Genomic DNA, 17476 nt, shown 5'->3' with positions numbered 1-17476 from the left:
CTTTTTTGTAACTTGAGAAAGTCGAATTTTTGAGCAATTCTTAATTGTGGCGTAACAGATATGCCATGTAGATTTAATAGTTGTATGTAAGACACAAGTTACTGTATGAGGACTACACTATGATGAAGAGACAAAAGCGTGATCGCCTTGAAAGAGCACAGTCTCATGGGTATAAAGCTGGCTTAAACGGACGTTCCGTAGAGGCTTGCCCTTATCAACAAACGGACGCTCGTTCATATTGGCTAGGTGGTTGGCGCGATGCCAGAGATGACAAACAAGCTGGTCTCTACAAATAAACTCCCACATACATGCAAAAGGATTTAAGCCCCGGAAGGGGCTTTTTAGTATTCAAGCCACCCTAAGGCACTATAACTAAGTATTTTGATGAGAAAAAAGCGACTCTATGAGTCGCTTATGAATAATTTAACGTCATTAAAAAGCAGAAGTATCTTGGAAAAGACCTACTTTTAAGTCCTTTGCAACGTAAATCTCTTTGCCATCGACAAGAACGCGACCATCAGCTAGGCCCATTACAAGTTTACGGTTAACAACCCGTTTCATCGTGATTTCGTAAGTTACTTTTTTTGCTGTTGGTAGGATCTGACCTGTGAACTTGACTTCACCAACACCTAATGCCCGGCCTTTTCCTTTGCCACCAACCCAGCCAAGGAAGAAACCAACCAATTGCCACATCGCATCTAAACCTAAACAGCCAGGCATTACAGGATCGCCAGGGAAATGGCAATCGAAGAACCATAGATCAGGAGTAATATCTAACTCAGCAAGAATAAGGCCTTTACCATACTCGCCCTCGGTTTCTGACATTTTGGTGATGCGGTCCATCATCAACATATTTGGCGCTGGCAATTGAGGGTAGCCAGGCCCAAAAAGCTCACCTTGGCTAGAGGCTAGTAAGTCTTCACGATTATATGAATCTCGTTTATTCTGCATTATCAGTTACTCCAATTTTTGATAGGGTGCATATTAGGGAACACGTGTACGCTAAACAACTCCGATCAGTGCTACACAAACCAGTTTTTAATGCGCTCTGCAATACTGTGTGATTGGTCATGCCTTTCAAAGTTTTCAATACGTTGAGCAATTTTATTAATGATGCTTTCTTCGTCATCGCCTCTGAATGACGCACCCATAAGGATCGGTACGGCTTCATCAACTGTAGCGACTGGCCAAATATGAAATTCATCATTTTTAATGCTATTGACTACATCTTTATGAAGCGCAAGATGTTTTAGATTTGTTCTTGGTAGAATGACGCCTTGTCCACCCGTGAATCCCTGATGCTTACACACATGGTAGAAGCCTTCAATTTTTTCGTTTAGCCCGCCAACAGCTTGGACTCGCCCGAATTGATCAACCGCACCTGTCACAGCGATTTGTTGGTTAATGGGATGTTCAGATAAAGCGCTTACTAAAGAACATAACTCGGCTAGTGATGCACTGTCGCCATCCACTTCGCTGTATGATTGTTCGAAGACAACCGAAGCAGAATAGGGAAGCGGTGCGTCAAGGTTCATTGAACTGCTTACAAAGGCTTGCATTATCATCATGCCTTTTGCATGCAAATTACCACCGAGCTCGGCTTTGCGTTCGACATCGGTAATATCACCATCACCAAAGTGCACAACGCATGAGATACGAGCTGGTTCACCATAGGAAAGAGGATGGCCAGCAACATCGATCACCGTTAATCCATTGACTTGGCCGACTTGTTCGCCTTGAGTTTCAATAATGACTTGTCCATCAAGTATGTCGTCGAGTGCTCGTTGCTGCAGATAAGACTCTCGATAATAGCGTTTGTCTAAGGCACTTTCGATATGAGATTTAGTAATCGGATACTGATTTGACTCTAAGGCCGCTTCTTCTATGAGTGTTCTGTGCCATATTACACATAACGGTGTGTAATGTTGATCTTCCGTGAAACGGGTACCTGCGGTCATAAGAGCAGGAATGGCATCTTCAGTCAGTGTAGGGAGTTGGTATTCTTCAGATATCCAACGTAAATAAGCGAGATAGGTCAATATCGACTGTTCATCAATTTTCAGGTCCAACTCTAATTCGGTGTAGAAACAAAAGCTTGAGCGGACGTCTGCATCCAAATAGTCGACATCGGCTAACTGGTTCCTATCACCTAAAATGATCAGTTTGACCTCATATCTTTTAGAGATTGGTGAGGGGTGTGGTGATTTAGCATCACAATTAATGGGGCTTACATCTTCGCCTAATACTGCCGCTTTTAATAATGGCCACATTTTAGGATTAGCCAACAGCATATTAGCGGAGATCAGAAGATAACCACCATTGGCTTTATCCAATAAACCAGGAATTTCGCTGGTGATAAGCCCATTTTCAGCGCGGTATTGGCCAAAGATAGTCCCCATATCGAGGGACTCCGTACAAATAACGTGCGAGTTTGGCTTTATTACTTGAAGTTTTTGACTGACTAATTGACGATAGATTGAGTTATCTGGCGCGTTGATCAACATCACTCGTGTAAAACCTTTCAATTGAACAAACTGCTGAATAGCGGTTGCTAGTCTGGGCTGTGTGTCGAGTAATGTTACCGGAGATAGACTAGGGTACTGAGCTAGTTGCGAGTGGAATTGATCATACTGAGGTGTGACTGAACGCCAAATATTTTGAGTCATTGAAATCTAGTGTTTATTAAAAGAAGCCAGATTATATAGAAAAATAGCAATGTCTAACAGCTCCATTATTATGCTTGATCTTGTTCGCTTTTTTGAATCCAAAAATTGAACTCTGAACGATGGTGGGTTACGCTGTCACCCTAACTTGGCATGGATTTTACGTTATGAAATATCAACAGCTTGAAAATTTGGAATCGGGTTGGAAGTGGCAATACTTAATTAATAAGTGGAAGGATGGCGAAACAATCACTCGTTATGTAGACAAAAGTGAAGCTCTAGCTGCAATTGAACAGTTAAAAAAAATAGAGCATGAACCCAATCTGGTTCTTGGGTGGATTGATCAGCACATGTCACTTGAACTGAGTAATAAACTCAAGCAAGCAATTAGAGCCAAACGCAAACGCCACTTTAATGCCGAGCAACTACACACCAGAAAGAAATCTATCGATCTCGATTATCGAGTGTGGGAAAAACTATCATATCGAGCCAATGAGCTTGGTTGCACTTTGTCTGACGCGATTGAATACCTGTTAAGTGAAGCATCTCGTAGCGAAAAAGCGAGTAGAACCGTCTCAAGTTTAAAAGAAGATTTAAGTAAATTACTGTCTGAATAAGAAAGGAGATAAAAATGTTGTATGTCATTCTGGCTGCTGCTGCAGTTATCTTTTGGTTAGTCGCTGTTGATCGGCCTATATTGAGAGTTAAATTCAAAGATGGTGTCGTAGCACAAGTTAAAGGTCATTTCCCTCCAAGTTTTAAACATAATGTGACTGAGATTGCTGAAAAGACAGATTTGAGCGGCGAACTGAAAGTTTACCAGCAGAGAACGGGTGTTAAGTTGGTTTTTTCTAAAGACGTACCTAAAAAAATTCAACAGCGTATTCGCAATGTTTTTCCTCATCAGGGATTTCATACAAAAGAGCGACGAACCAAGAAGTCACATTGAGTCTGCCATTCTTAAGTTACAGATTGTTTTCATTAAAAAACGAACATCGTCGAAACGATTAACTTTACACATCGTCCATTTATAACTCGCTGATATCATGATGGAAGTCTCTGTAAAGGTTCTCGACGATGAAAAAAATCTGTGTAGTTATCATTTCGTTAGTGATAGTAGTTTTCTGTTCAAAGGGTTATGCCGACGATTCAGAAAGTAATCCTGTCGCGAAATCAATAAAACAGCAAACGCTGAAAGCTCTTAAAAAATATAGATCTAAGCTTGATGGATATTGTGACGTGATGATCGAAATGAAGCATGTTCAAAGTTATGCAGAAATTGTAGGCGTTGGGACAAACGGTGATTACCAAATCTGCGCGAAAGCAAAATCTAAAATTAAGATAGGCAAAAAATTTAAATATAAAGTTCCAGAGAAATACATACGGATACAAATCAATGCAGCAGAGTTATGAGTATGTGAAATGAAAATTTGGATGTATGGTTTCAATTGCTATGATGGTTTACAAATCAAAGTGCGCATTATGTATATTATGTTAAATTATAAATGATCATATTTTAGTGTACGAATATTTCCTTCCTCTTTTCTATCTATCCTCATGACATTAAACATAATCAACATTTACCATAAAATACCTAATAACTAGTCTGATAATCGAAGATTTCATTCTAGTTATTATTTATGCTGATCAATCCAAGAACCAGATTGGGTTCATGTTTTATTTTTGTAAGAGTCTATATCGAGGATCTTTTTCCAATTATCTTGAAAGTTATAGGTTTATTGGGTGAATTTGGTTGGATTATCCAGTGGTCGGAATGTTGAATAAGTGTTCCATTTGTATGTATTTCTAGTTCAGGAATTCGTGGCCCAATTATGTATTGATTTGGGTTTTTATCATCTTTAATCACTATAATTTCCTGTTCATTTACAAATACAGAACAATTTGGCGTTGGAGTGCAGCTCGTCATGTCGACGTTTTGATAAGAAAAAGTCCTCCAGAAAAAAGCGACCAAAAGAATGAGTGATGTGATTAGTATTTGAGCAAACCTGTGTTTTGTAAGCTTTTCTGAAGCCATGATGCTTCCTTCCTCGTGTAACAAACTTCAAAGTTTTGAAATAAAAGGCCAAATCCTGAACAACTGTAAGGTTACTACTCTGTCATTGAATTGTTAATTGCAGTATAGTTGACGGTTGAAAATGCCACTTTTTTTTAAAGTCAGCAATAGATAGTAACGTTCTGATAAAGCAGTATTTCTATTGTGGATTTGGGGGGCATTACGACATGTGTCGTGTTGGAAGTAAAGTGTAGTTAATTAGAAATTGGAAGCATGCAAATGAGCCAAGAAAAGCAGCTTGAACAAAACTACAACTATACAGTTGTTCGGCAATTTACCTTAGTGACTATTCTCTGGGGTATTGTTGGTATGGCTGTAGGTGTTTTGATTGCCGCTCAATTAGTTTGGCCACAGCTAAACTTTGATACGCCGTGGTTGACGTACAGTCGCTTACGTCCTCTGCATACTAATGCGGTTATTTTTGCGTTTGGTACAAGTGCCCTCTTTGCAACATCTTATTATGTTGTTCAGCGTACTTGTCAAACTCGTCTATTTGGTGGTCCTCTTGTGCCCTTCACCTTTTGGGGATGGCAAGCCATTATTTTATCTGCAGCAATAACTTTACCTTTGGGTTATACCTCCGGTAAAGAATACGCGGAATTAGAATGGCCAATTGATATCGCCATTGCTCTTGTATGGGTATCTTATGCGATAGTGTTTTTTGGAACACTCGTCAAGCGTAAGACGGCACATATCTATGTGGCAAACTGGTTCTTCGGAGCTTTTATCCTTACTGTTGCTGTATTACATATTGTAAATAGCATGGCAATCCCTGTTTCTATGGGTAAATCGTATTCAGTTTACGCTGGGGCGGTGGATGCTATGGTTCAGTGGTGGTACGGTCATAATGCGGTGGGTTTCCTGCTTACTGCCGGCTTCCTTGGTATGATGTATTACTTTGTACCAAAACAAGCTGAACGCCCTGTTTATTCATACCGTTTATCGATTGTTCACTTTTGGGCTTTGATCTCTCTTTACATTTGGGCTGGTCCGCACCATTTACACTACACTGCTCTGCCTGACTGGACTCAGTCACTTGGCATGGTGATGTCGTTGGTGTTGTTTGCTCCTTCATGGGGCGGGATGATCAACGGGATCATGACGTTATCTGGTGCTTGGCATAAACTGCGCTATGACCCAATCTTACGATTCCTCATCGTTTCATTGTCATTCTACGGAATGTCTACGTTTGAAGGACCAATGATGTCGATTAAGACAGTTAATGCACTGTCACACTACACCGACTGGACTATTGGTCACGTGCATTCTGGAGCTCTAGGTTGGGTGGCGATGGTGTCGATTGGTTCGGTATACCATTTAATCCCTCGCCTATTTAACCAAGAGCGTATGTACTCTGTTAGTTTGATCAATGCTCACTTCTGGTTAGCGACTATTGGTACGGTGCTCTACATCGTTGCGATGTGGATTTCAGGTGTTATGCAGGGCTTGATGTGGCGTGCTGTTAACTCTGACGGTACGTTAACGTACAGTTTTGTTGAGTCTGTCCAAGCCTCTTACCCATTCTATACCGTTCGATTCATTGGTGGATTTATCTTCTTAGCAGGTATGTTCCTGATGGCTTACAACACGTATAAAACGGTTTTTGCACCAGATAATAGCTTAAAAGCTATTCCTCAACCGGCATAAGGAGATGAAAGAATGAGTTCTAATAATCGCCATGAAATCATCGAACGTAATGTCGGTTTACTGGCTATTTTCATTATTTTTGCCATCAGTTGGGGAGCCTTGGTTGAAATCACGCCATTGATTTTCCAAAAGCAAACTACTGAGCCTGTTGAAAATCTTAAGCCCTACACTGCGCTGCAACTTGAAGGCCGTGATATCTATATTCGCGAAGGTTGTAACGTTTGCCATAGCCAAATGATTCGCCCATTCCGTTCCGAAACGGAGCGTTATGGTCATTATTCGGTGGCTGGTGAAAGTGTTTGGGAGCATCCATTTGTGTGGGGTTCGAAGCGGACTGGGCCTGATTTGGCTCGTGTTGGTGGTCGTTATTCTGATGAATGGCATCGAGTTCACTTGACTAATCCTCGCGAACTGGTTCCTGAATCAAACATGCCCGGTTTTCCTTGGCTAGCAAAAAATGTGTTGGACGGCAAGCTTACGCAAAGCAAACTTGAATTATTCCGTAATCAGTTTGGTGTGCCGTATACCGATGAACAAATCGCGAATGCAGCAAAAGATGTCGAAGGGAAATCAGAAATGGATGCAATCATTTCTTATCTTCAATCTCTTGGTCACGCAATGAAGTAAGGGGTAGTTATGGATATCGGTACTATTCACAGTATTTGGACCATAGTGCTGTTCGTCTGTTTTATAGGCGTAGTGTGGTGGGCCTATGGCAAAAACCGTAAAGCTCGTTTCGATGAAGCGGCTAACCTCATTTTTGCCGATGAACAGCCCAAATCCTCTAAGGAACAAGGAGTGACTAAACAATGACGACATTTTGGAGTCTATGGGTCATCATCATTACGGTGGGAACTTTGCTGGGCTGTGCGATTCTGCTCGTTTGGTGTTTAAAAGACAAAATGGGAGTGGAAGAAGGCTCGGATATGGGCCATGAATACGATGGTATTCGTGAGCTCAACAACCCTCTGCCTAAATGGTGGACCTATCTTTTTATTAGTACGTTTATTTTTGCCGCTATCTATCTGACCCTCTATCCTGGGTTAGGTAGTTTTAAAGGTGTACTTGGTTGGCAAAGTTCAGATCAAACCATTCGCTCTCTTGATGAGTCCAAAGCCTCGATTGCAAATGCGCAAAACAATAAAGTGTTAGTACAGTATGCAAAAGAGTTAGATGACGCAAACACCTACTTTGGTGAAGCATTTAAACGCTTAGCTTATACTGGCGGCGGTTCGGATTTACGCCCTATTCCTGAAATTGCAGCAGATTCTGATGCATTGAAGGTTGGTCAGCGTTTATTCTTACAAAACTGCTCTCAGTGTCATGGTTCTGACGCTCGTGGTCAAAAAGGCTTTCCGAATCTAACCGATAATGCTTGGTTATATGGTGGTGAACCAGAAGCGATTGTGACCACTATCCGACATGGTCGTATTGGACAAATGCCAGCTTGGAAAGATGTCCTCGGTGAGCAAGGTGTGAAAGAAGTGGTGAGTTATACCCTAAGCCTTTCTGGGCGTTCTGTGAACGTTCGAGAAGCGGAAGCAGGTAAAGCTCGCTTCGTCGTTTGCGCCGCTTGTCATGGTACGGATGGTAAAGGTAACCCTGCGTTTGGAGCACCTGATCTTACTGATAACGATTGGTTATTTGGTGACTCAAGAGCCGATGTTACTCAAACGGTCATGCATGGACGATCAGGTGTTATGCCTGCTTGGAATGACATTCTCGGTGAAGATAAAGTTCAACTGGTTGCTGCTTACGTGTGGAGTTTAAGCAATACAGAGAACTAATTGCACAACAAAGGCAGCTCTTTATTAGGGCTGTCTTTCTTCTCTTTTTAATAAGCCTTCTTTATTTTGTTGTTGAGAACTTTTTATGGTAACTCCTTGGTATAAACAATTCTGGCCGTGGTTTCTGATCATCTTACCGTTAACTGTGGTGATATGGACGATTGCAACGGTTATCGTCTTTTCTCAGAATTCAGTGTCATTGGTGACAGAGGATTACTACAAAAAAGGCAAAGGCATTAATATTGACCTATCAAAAATTAACGAAGCAAAAGCATTAAAGCTCAGCTCGGAAGTCTACTCTGAAGGTAATGATATTATCTTCAAATTTAATAAAGGTGATCTTGAACACTACCCCGCGATTAAAATGATGTTTGCTCATCGGACACTGCCAGACCGTGATTTCACACAACTTGTCGCATCGGATGCACAAGGTATATATCGCATTACCCTGCCTGCCCCGTTACAAGGCCCTTGGTTCATCGAACTCACTCCTCACAATGAGGAGTGGTTAATCCAAGGTCGAGTAACGTTTCCAATGCCAACTTCTACTCAATTAATGAATTAAACTATGTGCAAAGCGTGTTACCACTGTGGTGAAGATGTACCAGCCAACACGGATTATAAAGTTGATATTCTAGGTGAAAGCAGAGATATGTGTTGTCCCGGTTGTGAAACCGTGGCTAAAACCATTGTAGAGAGTGGCCTAGTATCTTATTACCAATACCGAACGACCACTGCAGATAAAGTGGAGCTTGTGCCAGAGCAGCTCAAAGCACTCATTCATTATGATAATGATGATGTACAAGCAGAGTTCGTTCGTAACGACAACGAAACGTCCGAAGTAACGTTATCGTTAGAAGGTGTTTCCTGTGCGGCTTGTGCTTGGTTAATTGAAAAACAACTCTCTCATAAAAATGGGGTAATTTCGATAAGGGTCAATACCACTACCAACCGTGCTTTACTCAGTTGGGATAAGACACAAACACGACTCAGTGAATTACTCTCCACTATTCATAAATTAGGTTATAAGGCTGCCCCTTTTGAAGCAGACGCACATGAGGCAGCCTACCATCAATCAATGAAGCAATATCTTTATCGCTTGGGTATTGCAGGTCTAGCCACCATGCAAGTGATGATGCTTGCTGTGGCGCTCTATCTTGAGGTCTTCGGTGATCTTGATTCTGAGTTTCGCAATTATTTTCGTTGGGTTAGCTTGATCTTTGCAACCCCCGTACTTTTATACTCTGCCCTTCCCTTTTACCTCAATGCTTGGCGAAGCATTAGAGGCAGAACATTAGGTATGGATGTCCCTGTTTCTATCGCTCTTATCTTTGCGTATGTTGCTAGTCTGATAGCGACAGTGACTGAACAAGGCGAAGTCTTTTTTGAATCCATTTCAATGTTTACCTTTTTCTTACTGGTTGGACGATTTTTAGAGATGCGGGCGCGTAGAAAAGCCGCGGCGGCTAGCGGCAATTTACTGAAATTGATCCCTGCGGTTGCAACTACGTTGGATGGCCGTCAAGTGCCTGTAAAAACTCTAGCTCTTGGTGATCGAATTCGCGTGTTGCCTGGAGAACACGTCCCTGCTGATGGTCGAGTATTGAATGGGCGTATTCATATTAATGAATCAATGTTGACCGGTGAATCAGTACCAGTTGTCAAAACAGTCGGTGATGCTGTTTTTGCTGGTACATTAAATGGCGATGAGTCTTTCGAGTTGGAAGTCACTGCATCTAAAGCGGATTCCGTTATTTCCAATATTGTTAGACTGCAAGATGAAGCTCAAATGTCTAAGCCTAAGATTGCAGAAATTGCTGATATTGTCGCGAGATATTTTGTGGCTGTAATTTTGATTATTGCAGCAGCCACTTGGTTTTATTGGCACCAGACAAAACCTGAAGATGCATTTTGGATCATGTTAGCGGTCTTGGTGGCAACCTGCCCGTGCGCGCTTTCTCTTGCCACCCCCACAGCCATCACTTGCGCTACATCACGAATGGGTGACTTTGGTATTTTATTGAGAAAAAACCATGTCTTTGAAACACTTTGCAAAGTTAACCATTTGATTATTGATAAAACGGGAACGTTGACCCGTGGTGATATCGAAATTAGTGATGTTGAGTTGCATGGTGATATAGACGAAAACCATTGTTTGGCGCTAGCCGCTGCTTTGGAGCATCATGCCAATCACCCCATTGCCAGAGCGTTTGCGCAATATCGTAATGACGAGTTTCGAGTTGAGCATGTGCAGAATATGATTGGGTCTGGTATTCAAGGTAAATATTTAGGCGGCGATGTTCGTATCGGCAGCGCCGAATTTGTTTTGAACGACATCAGTGATGATCGAGCAAATCGTATTTATCTGTCGCTCAACGGGCAACACATTGCGACCTTCACGTACCGCGATCCTATCCGTAGTGAAGCGAAACAATTTATCGATCGTTTCCATCAGGAAGGAATTAAGATCACGCTATTAACGGGTGACTCTCAACTTAATGCACAAAGTGTGGCCGCCGAAATGGACATCGATATTGTCGTATCGAATGCCAAACCAGAAGATAAACTGAGTTACTTAAAGTCGTTACCAGATGATGCTATCACCATGATGATTGGCGATGGCATTAATGATGCGCCAACGCTTGCTGGTGCGCACTTATCAGTCGCTATGGGTGGTGGAACCGATGTCGCAAAAGCATCCGCTGATATGGTTTTACTTGGTGATAAACTCGACAGATTATTGGAAGCCAGAAGCTTAGCGTTAAAAGCTCGCAAAATCATTCGGGAAAATTTAGCGTGGTCACTTGGATACAATATTATTGTTTTGCCACTCGCCGTTGCGGGGCTGGTTGCTCCTTACATTGCCGTTGTGGGCATGTCGGCGAGTTCGATTATTGTGGTATCTAATTCTCTTCGACTACTCAAAAAGAGGGATAAGTAGATGGAAAGTCTTTATATATTGATCCCCATAGCGATCGTTTTGGTTACGATCGCCGTCATCATCTTTTTATGGGCAGTAAAGAGCGAACAGTTTGAAGATTTAGAACGCCAAGGACACAATATTTTGTTTGATGAAGATGAACTTACCTCATCAAAAGAAGAGAAAAAATGACCGCAGATTGGATTGGTGCTTTCTTTATCGGTTTACTTGGAGCTGGCCACTGTATGGGAATGTGTGGCGGAATTGCTTCTCTTTTGACCTTAGGTGAAAAACGCAGTGATCGACTCCCAATACTGCTTGTTTTTTACAACCTTGGGCGTATTGCCAGCTATATGCTGTTTGGCGGTTTATTAGGAGGCCTCGCCGCCTCGCTATCCGAATTTTCTACACTTAATCATGCGTTGATTTGGTTGCGGCTCATTGCGGCAGTCCTAATGATTGTACTTGGATTGTATGTTGGCCGTTGGTGGTTTGGTCTGTTAAAGCTGGAGAAGGTTGGGCAAAAAATCTGGAGTTTTATTTCGCCTTTTGGGCAATCATTGCTCCCGCTTAGGAAAACGTGGTTCGCTCTCCCTTTTGGGTTTATCTGGGGGTGGTTACCTTGTGGGCTAGTTTACTCGGTACTGACTTGGTCTGTGGTGTCCGGTAGTACACTGTCAGGGGCACTGGTTATGGCCTCTTTTGGTCTGGGAACCTTACCTGCGATGCTTCTTGTTGGTTATGGCGCGACCCGTTTGAAGAACATTCAACAATCATTCATATTTCGTCATTTTGCTGCGATTTTTATCATACTCTATGGTCTATACACGGGTTATGGAGCAGTGAGTATTTTATCATCTACGTGGTAGCTGTCTGATTTATGGCATCTTTTTTCGCTATCCTTTAGGGGTAATGGGTGCTAAAATATTGATGTACATCAAAAAGTGAAAGGTTGTTATGATTTCTGATAAGCCAGCGGCAAAGCGCATTCAATCTGGTGGTTGTGCAATTCACTGTCAAGATTGCAGCATTAGCCAGCTTTGTATTCCTTTTACTCTCAATGAATCTGAACTTGATCAACTTGATCAAATTATTGAGCGTAAAAAACCTATCCAAAAGGGCCAAGAGCTATTTAAAGCTGGTGACGACCTTAAGTCTCTCTACGCTATTCGCTCAGGTACAATTAAAAGTTATACCATTACTGAGCAAGGTGATGAACAAATCACTGCGTTTCACTTAGCGGGTGATTTAGTTGGTTTTGACGCGATCACTGATGATTCTCATCCTAGCTTTGCTCAGGCTCTAGAAACATCAATGGTATGCGAAATACCCTACGAAATTCTTGATGATCTTTCGGGTAAAATGCCTAAGTTACGTCAGCAAATTATGCGTTTGATGAGTAATGAAATTAAGGGCGACCAAGAGATGATTCTTCTGCTATCTAAAAAGAATGCGGAGGAAAGATTAGCGGCTTTTCTTTATAACTTGTCGACTCGTTTCTCTCAGCGCGGCTTTAGCCCTAGAGAGTTTCGTCTGACAATGACTCGTGGTGATATCGGTAACTACCTTGGTCTCACTGTTGAAACGATCAGTCGTCTACTCGGCCGTTTTCAGAAGTCTGAAATCCTTAGCGTTAAAGGCAAATACATCACAATCCTTGACCATGACCAACTGATGGAACTGGCAGGCGTATCTAAAGAAACTAAGTAACTTCAATGAGGTAGCTCTTAAATGAGCTACGTCATACTTCTGTTAAAAACTCTCTTTTTTTCTAAAATTCTCGCTGGTTATGAGCTAAAGTAACTCTAACGCCCTCCTCCATAATTAAGGAGTCGATATGAGTATTTATAGCAAGATTCTGGTAGTTGCTGACATCAACCACGATGAACAACCCGCCCTTGCCAGAGCCATACAGTTAGCGCAGCAAAGCACGTCTTCTAGCCACATTACATTTTTTCTATCTATTTATGATTTCTCTTATGACATGACGTCGATGCTCTCTGTTGATGAACGTGATGCTATGCGACGTGGTGTTATCCATCAGCGCGAGCAATGGATGAGGAAAGTAGCTGAACCGTATATTGATAGTTCGATCCAATTTGAAGTAAAAGTGGTGTGGCATAACCGCCCTTATGAAGCGATTATTGCTGAGATATTTTACGGAGAACATGACATTCTGATCAAAGGGACGCGCAAGCATGATGTCCTGGAATCCGTTATTTTTACACCGACAGATTGGCACTTATTACGTAAATGCCCAACTCCAGTGCTATTGGTTAAAAATTCAGATTGGCCACAGAATGCGAATATAATCGCTTCGGTACATGTGGGGTCAGAAAATCCGGCTCATATTGATTTAAATGATTGCATGGTTGAACAACTAAAAAGCCTCACCACTCGTTTAGGTGCGACACCTTATCTGGTGAATTCATACCCTATTACGCCTGCGAATATTACCATTGAGTTGCCCGAGTTTGATCCAATGACCTACACTGATGCTGTTCGTGGTCACCACTTGATGGCAATGAAAGCATTGCGACAAAAGCATGGTATAGATGAATCGCAAACACTTGTAGAGCAAGGCTTGCCTGAAGACGTCATTCCTCAAGCTGCTGAAAAGCTCAATGCGGCGATGGTTATTCTTGGTACGACGGGGCGTACAGGGTTATCTGCGGTATTTATTGGCAACACGGCAGAACAAGTCATTGATAAAATTAACTGTGATGTTTTAGCATTAAAGCCGCATGGCTACGTGAGCCTTTTAGATCCTAAAACCTCTATTTAAAATGGCCCGATCTATCATCGATCCCCCTTGTCATAGACGAGGGGGATTTTTTATCTTCCTTACTTGTTAGATCTGGCATCTGCGCTATTTATCCGTATCATACGCACTCTATTTTGTTTTAAAGATTAAAGACCAGACACTGATGACTGAGCAAATTCAAGAGCGCACCAAAGCTCAACAATATAATTTCAATAAACTTCAGAAGCGTATCCGTCGTAATACGGGTCAAGCCATTGCTGACTTTAATATGATTGAAGATGGCGACCGTATTATGGTATGTCTTTCTGGCGGTAAAGATAGCTTTACCATGCTGGATATTCTAATGAGCCTTCAGAAAAGTGCCCCTGTTAGCTTTGAGCTTATTGCCGTGAATCTTGATCAAAAACAGCCCGGATTTCCTGAACACATTCTGCCGCAGTATTTAGGGCAGCTAGGCGTTGAATATAAAATTGTTGAAGAAGACACGTATTCTATTGTTCAAGATAAGATCCCTGAAGGGAAAACCACCTGCTCACTTTGTTCACGCTTACGCCGTGGCATTTTGTACCGTACAGCCAAAGAACTCGGTGCGACGAAAATTGCGTTAGGCCATCACCGTGACGACATTCTAGAAACGCTATTTTTGAACATGTTTTATGGTGGAAAGATCAAAGGAATGCCACCTAAACTTGTGTCTGATAACGGTGAACATGTGGTAATTCGCCCTCTAGCCTACTGTCGTGAAAAAGACATTATCAAATATGCGAACATGCGAGAGTATCCGATTATTCCATGTAATCTATGTGGCTCTCAGCCAAACATGCAACGTCAAAACATTAAGCAAATGCTAAATGGCTGGGATAAACAGTTCCCTGGGCGCATCGAGACCATGTTTAGTGCAATGCAAAATGTAGTGCCTAGCCATTTGGCTGATTTCAAGTTGTTTGACTTTAAGTCGATTAACCGTGATTCAGGCGTTATTAATGGCGGCGACATTGGTTTTGATAAAGAAGAGATGCCAATCCTAGCGCTCGAAGATGAGGATAGCGTGATGGAGTTTGATCCTAGTTTGAAGTTGGATGTCACCAATCTTTGATATTCCTATAAAGATAAAACGAGTAAGGGCTGCGAATGCAGCCCTATTGATATTAGCCCAACATGTCTAATGTTTCGCTTTGGGAAGATAAGGTAACACGCGAACCGTTTCTTGTGGTAACTGCATCGATCCACCTTCACCCAGTTGACTGAGATCCACTTGGGCTTTGCCATTTTCTATGTTAATGGTTTCGCCGTTACTCAACTGAATGACCGAATTCAAATTATTGGCAAATTCGAGTGTGACACCAGAAACATCGGGTGTGAACCAACTCGCAAACATCCCGCCGAGCTCTTCCAGTAATTTTTGCATCTGAGGTAATAAGATGGCGACCTGCTGGTAAGATATTTCTCCTTTGAACTGTTCTTTTGCCATAACAACAGTCGAAAAATCACAACGCATATCTTGAGGAGTATCGACAAACACTAACGGATTCGCTTGCCGTAAATGATCGTCTAAAGGAAGTAGTAGTTCGTGGTTGCTACTGACTTTCAACGCTTCATAGTGCTTTTCTTTTTCCATCCAAGCCTTCTCTATTGGGCAGAGCTGCTTGGTATTGGCATTAAGGAAATAATAAGCGACTTTGACATTGGGGTACTCTTCTTTCACGTTATTTTTCATTGCTGAAAACAACTTGGAGTATGTAAACATATACTCTTGAGCGTTAACGGGAAATGCGTTAGCAAAGCATAACGTTGTCAGTAATAAGGTAAGCGTTCTTTTTTTCATTATTATTCTGTCCAGAAAGGCTGATTGTGACGCATCATAGATTGAAGATCTTGCACATAAGCTTCTCCGCGCTCTGAGTATTTCAGTAAGCCATTGGTCATCTCCATGGCACTGTCAGCACTCAATAAATCGGCATTATTTTTTCTTAATCGAAAACGAATCTCTCGTAAATCATGATAAGCGGAGTTGCGGTTAACATTCATGAAGTAACCGTGGATTGACTCTTGAACAGAACCAAAACTCGCCACTTCGTGAGTCATACCTTCCACTCGTTGCAAAGGTACCAACCCACACCCTACACTGTAACACCATTGACCGAAATAGTTGTTTCCTTCAGTTGCAAAGCGAGAGGTTCCCCAAGCCGATTCATTCGCTGCCTGGGTCAAGACTAACGCTTCGGGTAAAACGTCAACTCGATGCAGCATGTTTTCTAGCCATGCGCTAGTGATGCCTTCTGCAGGAATCGGTACTTCATATCGCTTAGAGAGTTTTTGCGCCTCACTATAGTCACTTTTGGCTATCTGATTGCTTAGATGATGTTGTGCAATCCTCTCTAATATTTCACGCTCTCGCAAAACACGTAAATTTTCCCAAGCTATCCCTGGTTTTAAGAAAGAAAAAAAAGCATGCTTTTTCTCATTCACATCATCGATGGCTGAGAAGTCAGGCGCTTTTCCAACAGCTCTAGCACCTTGCAAAGATGGAATGTCGCTTTTGTAAGTCGTCTCAGTTGAGGTTTGCTTGACGTAATAAACGCTGCAGCTCACAACCACGAGCGAGATGGCGGTAAGTAAGATTATTTTACGCATTGAACACCTGAGAATTTGGATTATTGTCGGATTGATTAGTCGCTATGATCTTTAGTTTGATGCCAAACATATTGCGATAAATAATCCCTTTAGCATGGAAGAAGAAAGGTAATACAAAAATGAAACCTATCCCATAAAAGAGCGCGGCGGCAACGAACATCAGCATGATCACGGAATAAATCACGGCAATAGGAACGATTTTTTTATTGACTGCGCGTAAGGATAATAGCAGTGATTGCATAGGTGGAACCCGTTTTTCGCAGATCAATAAGATGGATTGGCTAAACGCAATACTCAAATACATTGATAGCAATGGGAAAATCATTCCTGCTACACCTTGCAGTAATAAGCTGAATAGCGTTGCTAAAATCACTGGGATGGTGAACTGTAATCCCTTACCTATGTGTCTTGGCTGTGTTCTTAACCCAGCGACATGACTCATCGCCATTAAGCTCACGCCAGCATAAATAGGTGCACTAACGACCTCATAGCTAAAATTAGCCACAAAAATAGCTTGTACAATATTGCCTGTGAAAGCTTCTGGTGTTTCTAACGCATCCAAGATTAGTGATGGATCACCCAGTTGCAATTTTAAAGCAATATAGAAGATCGCAAGCTGCACAAATAAAAGAATCACGATGGAAGGAGAAAAGGAGATAAATTGCTTGATCGTACAATCCCATGCCTCTTTGAGCACGGCGTTGACTTTTAGCTCGTAATCTCCCTTGAGCGCATGCTCTACACTACCACCTAAATTGAAATCTTTTTCAATATCATTATTCATAAAATGTCCTAGGCAACGGAAAAGCAAGTTGCCTGTATTTGGGTCACAAAGTTATTGTCATTATACTGCAATACACTCTAGTCCAAAATCAGAAGCCTAATCTGATCTTGCATTATTATGTGTTTGGTTGATAATTAACCACTTGAAAGCATTGAACAGTTAGTTAGTTCTGTATGGTAATCAATCTTTACTGCTACCTACAA

At 41.8% G+C, this 17476-nt stretch carries 20 protein-coding genes; 15 read left to right on the top strand and 5 right to left on the bottom strand.

From position 1 onward, the window contains the following. Positions 1-122: 122 nt before the first annotated feature. Positions 123-296, top strand: coding sequence for a ribosome modulation factor (gene rmf / locus AACR75_RS07540; RefSeq protein WP_010320553.1), 174 nt, complete (start codon positions 123-125; stop codon positions 294-296). A 136-nt stretch (positions 297-432) separates the two neighbouring features. Here the strand turns inward: rmf and fabA are convergent, their stop codons facing one another. After that, a complete protein-coding gene (fabA, locus tag AACR75_RS07535) occupies positions 433-951 on the bottom strand; it encodes a bifunctional 3-hydroxydecanoyl-ACP dehydratase/trans-2-decenoyl-ACP isomerase (protein WP_013856904.1) in 519 nt (172 codons plus the stop codon). A 71-nt stretch (positions 952-1022) separates the two neighbouring features. Beyond that, positions 1023-2666 (bottom strand): S16 family serine protease, encoded by a 1644-nt coding sequence (locus AACR75_RS07530; protein ID WP_047689466.1) that lies wholly within the window; start codon positions 2664-2666, stop codon positions 1023-1025. Positions 2667-2830: 164 nt separating this feature from the next. Between AACR75_RS07530 and matP the strand changes: the two genes are divergently transcribed. The 14 genes from matP to ttcA all read left to right on the top strand — a co-directional run bounded on the left by matP (position 2831) and on the right by ttcA (position 14951). Then, on the top strand, positions 2831-3280 hold the full coding sequence (matP, locus tag AACR75_RS07525) for a macrodomain Ter protein MatP (RefSeq protein WP_026027109.1): 450 nt from the start codon (positions 2831-2833) through the stop codon (positions 3278-3280). Between the two features lie 14 nt (positions 3281-3294). Then, a complete protein-coding gene (locus tag AACR75_RS07520) occupies positions 3295-3612 on the top strand; it encodes a DUF3634 family protein (protein ID WP_047689463.1) in 318 nt (105 codons plus the stop codon). A gap of 128 nt (positions 3613-3740) precedes the next feature. Continuing rightward, positions 3741-4076, top strand: coding sequence for a hypothetical protein (locus tag AACR75_RS07515; RefSeq protein WP_013856900.1), 336 nt, complete (start codon positions 3741-3743; stop codon positions 4074-4076). An 880-nt stretch (positions 4077-4956) separates the two neighbouring features. Then, on the top strand, positions 4957-6384 hold the full coding sequence (ccoN, locus tag AACR75_RS07505) for a cytochrome-c oxidase, cbb3-type subunit I (RefSeq protein ID WP_026028003.1): 1428 nt from the start codon (positions 4957-4959) through the stop codon (positions 6382-6384). 12 nt (positions 6385-6396) lie between these two features. Next, on the top strand, positions 6397-7011 hold the full coding sequence (gene ccoO, locus AACR75_RS07500; RefSeq protein WP_013856896.1) for a cytochrome-c oxidase, cbb3-type subunit II: 615 nt from the start codon (positions 6397-6399) through the stop codon (positions 7009-7011). A 9-nt stretch (positions 7012-7020) separates the two neighbouring features. After that, the gene (locus AACR75_RS07495; RefSeq protein WP_010320252.1) at positions 7021-7197 is read left to right on the top strand and encodes a CcoQ/FixQ family Cbb3-type cytochrome c oxidase assembly chaperone; all 177 of its coding nucleotides are present in this window, start codon (positions 7021-7023) and stop codon (positions 7195-7197) included. Further along, complete coding sequence (ccoP, locus tag AACR75_RS07490; RefSeq protein WP_013856895.1) at positions 7194-8171, top strand: cytochrome-c oxidase, cbb3-type subunit III; 978 nt, start codon at positions 7194-7196, stop codon at positions 8169-8171. Before AACR75_RS07495 ends, ccoP begins: the two co-directional genes overlap by 4 nt. A gap of 85 nt (positions 8172-8256) precedes the next feature. Next, complete coding sequence (locus tag AACR75_RS07485; protein WP_047689460.1) at positions 8257-8736, top strand: FixH family protein; 480 nt, start codon at positions 8257-8259, stop codon at positions 8734-8736. A gap of 3 nt (positions 8737-8739) precedes the next feature. Beyond that, positions 8740-11112, top strand: coding sequence for a heavy metal translocating P-type ATPase (locus tag AACR75_RS07480; RefSeq protein WP_017047644.1), 2373 nt, complete (start codon positions 8740-8742; stop codon positions 11110-11112). Then, positions 11113-11283, top strand: a complete 171-nt coding sequence (gene ccoS / locus AACR75_RS07475; protein ID WP_013856892.1) for a cbb3-type cytochrome oxidase assembly protein CcoS — start codon at positions 11113-11115, stop codon at positions 11281-11283. It begins immediately after the preceding gene. Continuing rightward, positions 11280-11960: a sulfite exporter TauE/SafE family protein gene (locus tag AACR75_RS07470; RefSeq protein ID WP_047689458.1), complete on the top strand. Its 681-nt coding sequence runs from the start codon at positions 11280-11282 to the stop codon at positions 11958-11960. Before ccoS ends, AACR75_RS07470 begins: the two co-directional genes overlap by 4 nt. An 88-nt stretch (positions 11961-12048) precedes the next feature. Further along, positions 12049-12801, top strand: coding sequence for an FNR family transcription factor (locus AACR75_RS07465; RefSeq protein ID WP_010320258.1), 753 nt, complete (start codon positions 12049-12051; stop codon positions 12799-12801). A 127-nt stretch (positions 12802-12928) separates the two neighbouring features. Further along, positions 12929-13876, top strand: a complete 948-nt coding sequence (uspE, locus tag AACR75_RS07460) for a universal stress protein UspE (RefSeq protein ID WP_047689455.1) — start codon at positions 12929-12931, stop codon at positions 13874-13876. 142 nt (positions 13877-14018) lie between these two features. Next, positions 14019-14951, top strand: a complete 933-nt coding sequence (gene ttcA / locus AACR75_RS07455) for a tRNA 2-thiocytidine(32) synthetase TtcA (protein ID WP_047689453.1) — start codon at positions 14019-14021, stop codon at positions 14949-14951. 66 nt (positions 14952-15017) lie between these two features. Here ttcA and AACR75_RS07450 read toward each other — a convergent pair whose 3' ends face one another. The 3 genes from AACR75_RS07450 to AACR75_RS07440 are packed head-to-tail and all read right to left on the bottom strand — an operon-like array spanning position 15018 to position 17273. Beyond that, positions 15018-15680: a DUF2987 domain-containing protein gene (locus tag AACR75_RS07450; protein WP_047689451.1), complete on the bottom strand. Its 663-nt coding sequence runs from the start codon at positions 15678-15680 to the stop codon at positions 15018-15020. Between the two features lie 2 nt (positions 15681-15682). Then, a complete protein-coding gene (locus AACR75_RS07445) occupies positions 15683-16489 on the bottom strand; it encodes a glucosaminidase domain-containing protein (protein ID WP_013856887.1) in 807 nt (268 codons plus the stop codon). Further along, positions 16482-17273: a membrane protein gene (locus AACR75_RS07440; protein WP_026028002.1), complete on the bottom strand. Its 792-nt coding sequence runs from the start codon at positions 17271-17273 to the stop codon at positions 16482-16484. Before AACR75_RS07440 ends, AACR75_RS07445 begins: the two co-directional genes overlap by 8 nt. Positions 17274-17476 lie beyond the last annotated feature (203 nt).

This window comes from Vibrio sp. ZOR0018 (assembly GCF_963865925.1).
Taxonomy (GTDB): Bacteria; Pseudomonadota; Gammaproteobacteria; order Enterobacterales; family Vibrionaceae; genus Vibrio; species Vibrio anguillarum.
This window is presented reverse-complemented; position numbering and strand designations above follow the sequence as displayed.